At 66.4% G+C, this 7,320-nt stretch carries 4 protein-coding genes; all 4 read left to right on the forward strand.

The window, feature by feature from the left end:
• Window positions 1-134 precede the first annotated feature (134 nt).
• A complete protein-coding gene (gshA, locus tag B0684_RS10580; RefSeq protein ID WP_018176275.1) occupies window positions 135-1,721 on the forward strand; it encodes a glutamate--cysteine ligase in 1,587 nt (528 codons plus the stop codon).
• 149 nt (window positions 1,722-1,870) lie between these two features.
• Window positions 1,871-2,887: a glutathione S-transferase family protein gene (locus tag B0684_RS10585; protein WP_018176274.1), complete on the forward strand. Its 1,017-nt coding sequence runs from the start codon at window positions 1,871-1,873 to the stop codon at window positions 2,885-2,887.
• A 76-nt stretch (window positions 2,888-2,963) separates the two neighbouring features.
• On the forward strand, window positions 2,964-4,076 hold the full coding sequence (locus B0684_RS10590) for an efflux RND transporter periplasmic adaptor subunit (protein WP_018176273.1): 1,113 nt from the start codon (window positions 2,964-2,966) through the stop codon (window positions 4,074-4,076).
• Window positions 4,073-7,213: an efflux RND transporter permease subunit gene (locus tag B0684_RS10595; protein ID WP_018176272.1), complete on the forward strand. Its 3,141-nt coding sequence runs from the start codon at window positions 4,073-4,075 to the stop codon at window positions 7,211-7,213. Before B0684_RS10590 ends, B0684_RS10595 begins: the two co-directional genes overlap by 4 nt.
• Window positions 7,214-7,320: the final 107 nt, after the last annotated feature.

Below are 7,320 nucleotides of genomic sequence, written 5' to 3' on the forward strand. Positions count from 1 at the left end.
GTTATAGGCCATTTGGGAACCGCTTGCGGTGCAGGCGTCGCACGAACCTCGCGGACCGCGTCGGGTCGTATGTGACCGTGGCGCTGCATTCGGGTATGTTCGCCGGGTTTCGATGACCGCAGGGTTACCATCACGTGAGTACGGACGAGCGCAAGCTGCAGGATCTGACGCACCAGCTGGCCGAGGCGCTGGCGGGTGTCGGGTTGCACGGGCAGATCGGGCTGGAAAAGGAGACCCTGAGGGTCGGGCCGGAAGGCTCGCCGGCGCTTACGCCGCACCCGGCCGCGCTGGGATCCGCGCTGACGCATCCATACATCACCACGGATTACTCCGAGGCGCTGCTGGAACTGGTGACGCCGCCGTTCGAGGATGTACGCGAGACCCTCGGCTTCCTGCACGACCTGCAGGCCTTCGCCGCCGCCAACGTCGGCGACGAGACCCTGTGGTCGACCTCCATGCCCTGTGTGACGGCTGATGACAATGCGATTCCGGTCGCGCAGTACGGTGCCTCCAACGCCGGGCGCATGAAGACCGTCTACCGCATCGGTCTCGGGCATCGCTACGGACGCAAGATGCAGGTGATCGCCGGGGTCCACTTCAATTACTCCCCGCGCCCGGAATTCTGGCCGGCGCTGGCGGAGGTGCTCGGTGCGCCCGACGGCCGCGCCTTCCGCGACGAGCGCATGATGGGGATGATCCGCAACCTGCTGCGCTTTGGCTGGCTGGTGCCCTATCTGTTCGGGGCGTCGCCGGCCGTCTGCAACTCCTTTCTCGAAGGCCACGGCGCGGTGCTGGAGGACTTCGACGACGACACCTCCTATCTGCCGCATGCCACCAGCCTGCGCATGGGCGATATCGGCTATACCAACCGCAAGGAGGCGGACACCGGCATCAAGGCGGACTACAACTCGCTGGCCGGCTATGTCGACTCCCTGCGCTGTGCGATCAATACCCCCAGCCCCGAGTGGGAGAACATCGGGGTGAAGGTTGATGGCGAGTATCGCCAGCTGAATGCCAACATCCTGCAGATCGAGAACGAGTACTACTCCACCGTGCGGCCCAAGCAGCCGCTGGAGCGTTTCGAGAAGCCGACCGACGCCCTGGAGGCGCGTGGCATCGAATACGTCGAACTGCGCTCGGTGGACATCAACGCCCAGCACCCGCTGGGGGTGGACGAGACCCAGCTGCGTTTTCTCGAGGTGTTCGCACTGGCCTGTCTGCTGCAGCCGAGCCCGCTGCTGGCCGACGGCGAGCTGGACGCGATCGACCGCAACCTGCTGGACGTCGCGCATTACGGGCGTCGCCCGGGCCTCGAGCTGCGCCGGGGGGGCGAGAGCGTTGCGCTCCAGGCCTGGGCGCGCGAGCTGCTGGCGCTGATGCGACCGGTGGCGGCCGTTCTGGATCAGGAATTGCCGGGTGACCCCTACCGCCGGGCGCTCAGTGAGCAGTGGGGCAAGGTCGAGCAGGCGGATCTGACCCCGTCCGCGCGCATGCTGGAAGACATGATGGCGCGCGAGGAGGGGTTCTACTCCTACGCGCGCCGCCTGTCGGCCCAGCACCGCGAGGCCTTTCGCTTCAACGGGCCGTTGCCGCGCGCCGAGACGCTGGAGGCCCTGGCCCGCGAGAGCCTGGCCGATCAGGCGGCCATCGAGCAGGCGGACGAGCTGGACTTCGATACCTTCCTGACGCGCTATTTCGACGGCACCCTGCGGGCCTCCTGAACCGGATTCGTTCGATTTTGTAGAACGGTCGACCGCATTTAACGCGATTTATCTTCGATAAAATCGATGGGATGATCGGGCTATCACATACATTCAGCCATTGAGGCGTGCGCGCATTCGGTGCCGGGCACAGACGGCAGGAGCATGGCATGAGTCTTTTGATCAACGGTGAATTGCGCGAGGGCTGGCTGGAAGAAGAGTCGGACGAGAGCGGCGAGTTCGTGCGCCAGGACCAGCAGTACCGTAACTACGTCACCAGGGATGGTTCGCCGGGCCCGATGGGTGACGGCGGCTATCCGGCCGAGTCAGGGCGCTATCACCTGTATGTCTCCTACGCCTGCCCCTGGGCACACCGCACGCTGATCCTGCGCAAACTGAAGGGTCTGGAGCCGCATATCGGGGTTTCGGTGGTGCACCACTACATGGGTGACGCCGGCTGGTCGTTTGATGACTGCGACGGTTGCACCGGGGACCGGGTGCACGGCTCGCGCTACATGCACGAGCTCTACACCCGTACCGATCCGAATTACACCGGCATCATCACCGTGCCGGCGCTGTTCGACACCCAGGCCGACCGCATCGTGAACAACGAGTCGCTGGACATGGTGCGCATGTTCAACAGCGCGTTCGACGGCATTACCGGCAACACCCTGGATTTCTATCCGGAAGATCTGCGCGAGGAGATCCATGCGGTCAACGAGCGGGTCTACGAGAACGTGAACAACGGGGTGTATCGCAGCGGCTTCGCGACCAGCCAGAAGGCCTACGAGGCGGCCTTCGACCGTCTGTTCGAGACCCTGGACTGGCTGGAGGAGCGCCTGGCACGCCAGCCGTTCCTGGTCGGCGAGCGACTGACCGAGGCCGACTGGCGGCTGTTCACCACGCTGCTGCGCTTCGATCCGGTGTACTACAGCCATTTCAAGTGCAATCGCCAGCGGCTGCTGGACTTCCCGAACCTCTCCGCCTATCTGCGCATGCTGTACCAGCGCCCGGGGGTGGCCGAGACGGTGCGCATGGATCACATCAAGGCGCATTACTACGGTAGTCACCCGATGCTGAATCCCAGCGGCATCGTGCCGAAGGGTCCAATGATTGACTACACCCGGCCGCATGGCCGACCCCTGGGCGACCTGCCGGCCGCGTTGCGGAACGTCGACGAAACGTGACGGTCGTTACACTGTTGGGACGTTCAACCGTGGCCCGGCTAGATGCCGGGCCGCATTCGTGTCGGGGGAAAGGCAAGTGAAGGCGATAGGCGGGTTCCTGGGGCTGGTCCTGGTTGTGGCGATCGTGGCCGCGGCCTGGTTTGCGTTCGGCCCCGAGGATGGCGCCCGTGACGAGGGAGGCGATGCCCCCGCCGCGTCCCAACGCGACGAGCGCACGCCGGTGCGGGTCAGCGAGGTGGCTCCGCGCACCTTCGAGACCATGGTCGAATCCCTGGGCACGGTGGAGGCCAACGAGTCGGTCGTGGTGACCGCGAGCGTGACCGAGCGTGTGGTCGAAATCCTGTTCGATGATGGCGATGCGGTCGAGGCCGGAGACGTGCTGGTGCGCCTGGACGCCGACGAAGAACGCGCCGCCCTGCGCGAGATCCGCGTGCAGGTGGACGAGGCCCGGCGCGAACTGGACCGCGTGCGCGACCGGGTGGCCGACGGCGTGGTCACGCAGCAGCAGGTGGATCAGCAGCGATCGCGGCTGAACGAGGCCGAGGCCCGTCTGGCCGCCGCGGAGGCGCGGGTTGCGAACCGGGTGATCCGGGCCCCGTTCAGCGGCCGTTTGGGCTTGCGCCAGGTCAGCCCCGGCTCCCTGGTGAGTCCGGGTACCGCGATCGTGGAGCTGGATGATGTATCGGTGGTGAAAGTCGATTTCGCCGTGCCCGAGCGCCATGCCGCCGCCATCGGTCTGGGTATGGAAGTAGTGGGCCGCAGCGCGAGCGGAGAGTTCGCGGGGCAGGTGGCGGCGGTCAGCAATCGTCTGGACGTGGCTACCCGGACCTTGACCGTGCGCGCCCTGGTCGAGAATCCCGATCTATTGCTGCGCCCCGGGATGCTGGTGAACATCCGTCTTCCGCTGGACCCGGTCGAACGCCCGGGGGTGCCGGAGGGTGCCATCCAGCAGGTCGCCGATCAGCACTTCGTGTTCCGGCTGCGCGACGACGGCACGGTGGAGCGCGTGCGCATCCGTATTGGCCGCCGCGACCCGGGCTACGCCGAGGTGCTGGATGGCCTGGAGCCGGGGGATACCGTGGTCTCCGAAGGGGTCTCGCGGGTCCGTGACGGGCGGGAAGTGCGTGTGCTCCCGCCGCGCGTACCGGATTCCGATAACGGCAACGGCGAGGCCGGGGCCGACACATGATCATTTCGGACGTCGCCAATCGCCGGCCGGTGCTGGCGATTGTCTTCAACCTGCTGCTGATCACCTTTGGCCTGATCGCCTACGACAGCCTGCCGCTGCGCGAGTATCCGGATGTCGATCCGCCGGTGGTGACGGTGGACACCATCTATCCGGGCGCTAGTGGCGAGATCATCGAGCGCGAGGTGACCCAGCGGATCGAGGACCGCATCGCGGGGATCGAGGGGATCCGTTTCATGCAGTCCTCCAGCGAGGACGGGCGCTCGCGCATCACCATCGAGTTCAATCTGAGTCGCGACATCGACGCCGCCGCGAATGACGTGCGCGAGGCGGTCAGCCGGGTACTGGGCGATCTGCCCGACGAAGTCGACCCGCCCGAAGTGACCAAGGCGGATGCCGATTCCAACCCGATCCTGTGGCTGAACCTTGCCAGCACCACGATGGATGCGCTGGAGCTTGCGGACTACGCCGAGCGCAACCTGATCGACCGCCTCTCGGTAGTGGATGGCGTGGGGCTGGTGCGCCGGGGCGGCGCCCGCAGTTACGCGATGCGCATCTGGGTCGACCGCGAGGCCCTCGCCGCGCGCGAGCTGACCGTGACCGACATCGCTGACGCCTTGCAGCAGGAAAACGTGGAACTGCCCGCCGGGCGCCTGGATTCGCTGGAGCGCGAGTTCACCGTACGCGTGGAACGCCAGTACCGCACGCCCGAGGATTTCTCCGGTCTGGTGCTGAAGCGAGGCGAGGGCGGACAACTGGTGCGCCTGGGCGATGTCGCCGAGGTGAACGTGGGCGCGGATACCGAGCGCAGCGAGTTCCGCGGCAATGGCGAGGACATGATCGGGCTGGGGATCATCCGCCAGTCCAACGCCAACGTGCTGGAGGTGGCCAATGGGGTGAAGGCCATGGCGGCCAGCCTGCAGGGCTCCCTGCCGGAGGGCACCTCGCTGGTGACCACCTACGACGAATCGGTATTCATCGAGGGCGCGATCCGCGAGGTCTACATCACCCTGGCGGTGGCGACCGCCGCCGTGGTGTTCGTGATTTACCTGTTCCTGGGCAGCTGGCGCGCGACCCTGATCCCGGCGGTGACCGTCCCGGTGGCGATCACCGCGGCCTTCATTGGCATCAGCCTGTTCGGATTCTCGGTCAACCTGCTCACCCTGCTGGCGTTGGTGCTGGCGGTCGGCCTGGTCGTGGATGACGCGATTGTGATGCTGGAGAACATCCACCGGCGTATCGAGCGCGGCGAGCCGGGACTGTTGGCGGCCTATCGCGGCGCCGGGCAGGTGGGCTTCGCGATCGTCGCGACGACCTCCGTGTTGATCGCGGTATTCGTGCCGCTGGCCTTCCTCGACGGCACGGTGGGCCAGCTGTTCACCGAGTTCGCCATCGCCATGGCCATTGCCGTGTTTTTCTCCAGCATCGTGGCACTGACCCTGGCCCCCGTGCTGGCCGGGCGCCTCATGCACAAGGGCGACGACGAGACCGGCGTGGCGCGTTATATCGGCCGCGGCTTTGCCGCGCTGGAGGCTGGCTACGGTCGGATACTGGCGAAGGGGCTCAAGGGCTCCTGGCTGGTCTTGCCGCTCCTCGCCGCCGTGTTGGCGGGCGGCTGGTACCTGTTCGCGGAACTGCCCGAAGAATTTGCCCCGCAGGAGGACCGCGGATCTTTCTTCGTGCTGGTGGATGGCCCCGAGGGTGCCAACTTCGAGTATATGAGCCGGCAGATGGCCGAGGTCGAGGCACGCATCCAGCCGTTGATCGAGGATGGCCCGATTCGCCGTGCACTGGTGCGCACGCCGCGCGGTTTTGGTGGTTCGGAGCTGATGAACAACGGCTTCGTGATCGCGATCCTGGAGCACTGGGATGACCGTGATGTCTCGGGTCAGGAGGTCATCAACCAGATCCGCGGCATCATCGACGAGATGCCGGGAGTCGAGGCGCGGGTGATCATGCGTCAGGGGCTCTCGAGTGGCCGTATCGGCCCGCCGGTGCAGTTTGTCATCTCCGGGCCGGACTACGATCAGCTCGAGGAATGGGGCGAGATCATGCGCGAGGCCGCCGAGGGCATCGACGGCCTGACCCGTGTGGACCTGGACTACGAACCCACCCAGCCGCAGCTCAACGTGCGTCTGGACCGCGACCGTGCGGGGGATCTGGGCGTGTCCATGCGCGATGTTGGGCGCACGCTGGATATCGTGCTGGGCGGCCGCGACGTGACCACCTTTGTCGACCGTGGCGAGGAATACGACGTCATCATCGAGGGTCTGGCCGACCAGCGCCGCACGCCCGGGGATATCGACAACCTCTACGTGCGCTCCAGCTCTGGCTCGATGGTGCCGTTGTCCAGCCTGGTGACCTACGAGGAGCAGGCCGGCCCATCGTCGCTGGAGCGCTACAACCGTTCGCGCGCGGTGACCCTGACCGCCGGGCTGCGTGACGGCATGACCCTGGGCGAGGCCCTGGACGCCCTGGACGCGAAGGCGGCCGAGCTGCTGCCGGCCGAGGCGGGGATCGACTACAAGGGCGAGTCGCTCGATTTGCGCAGTGGCTCCGAGGCCATCCTGTTCGTGTTCGCGCTGGCCCTGCTGGTGGTGTTCCTGGTCCTGGCGGCGCAGTTCGAGAGCTTCGTGCACCCGTTGGTGATTATGCTGACGGTGCCGCTGGCGGTGGTCGGGGCGCTGATCGGGCTGACGGTCACCGGTCAGACACTGAACATCTACAGCCAGATCGGCATGGTCATGCTGATCGGGCTGGCAGCGAAGAACGGCATCCTGATCGTGGAGTTTGCTAACCAGCTGCGCGATCGTGGGCGCGATTTCGATACCGCGATCCTCGAGGCCTCGCGCATGCGTCTGCGGCCGGTCCTGATGACCGCGCTGACCACTGTGGCCGGTTCGATCCCGCTGATCCTGGCTTCCGGTCCGGGCGAGGAGACGCGCTTCGTGATCGGGGTAGCGGTGTTCTCCGGCGTGCTGTTCGCCACGCTGTTCACGCTGTTCGTGATCCCGGCGGCCTATCGCCTGGTCGCCCGCGGAACGACCTCGCCGCTGGCGACCACCCGCCGCCTGCACGACCTCGACGCCGAGGTCGAGGACGTCGATGGCGAGCGTAGGGGCGTCCGCGCCTCGCCCTGATCGCTCAGGATTTCGGTAGGCGGCTGCGGACTGCTGCCGTCGAGGATTGTGGCTAGGCCTGGTTCGTCATCTGGTGTTTACGGTGGTTTCGTCTGGCCGCCTGCCAG

The sequence above is a fragment of the Thioalkalivibrio versutus genome (assembly GCF_001999325.1).
GTDB classification, from domain to species: Bacteria; Pseudomonadota; Gammaproteobacteria; order Ectothiorhodospirales; family Ectothiorhodospiraceae; genus Thioalkalivibrio; species Thioalkalivibrio versutus.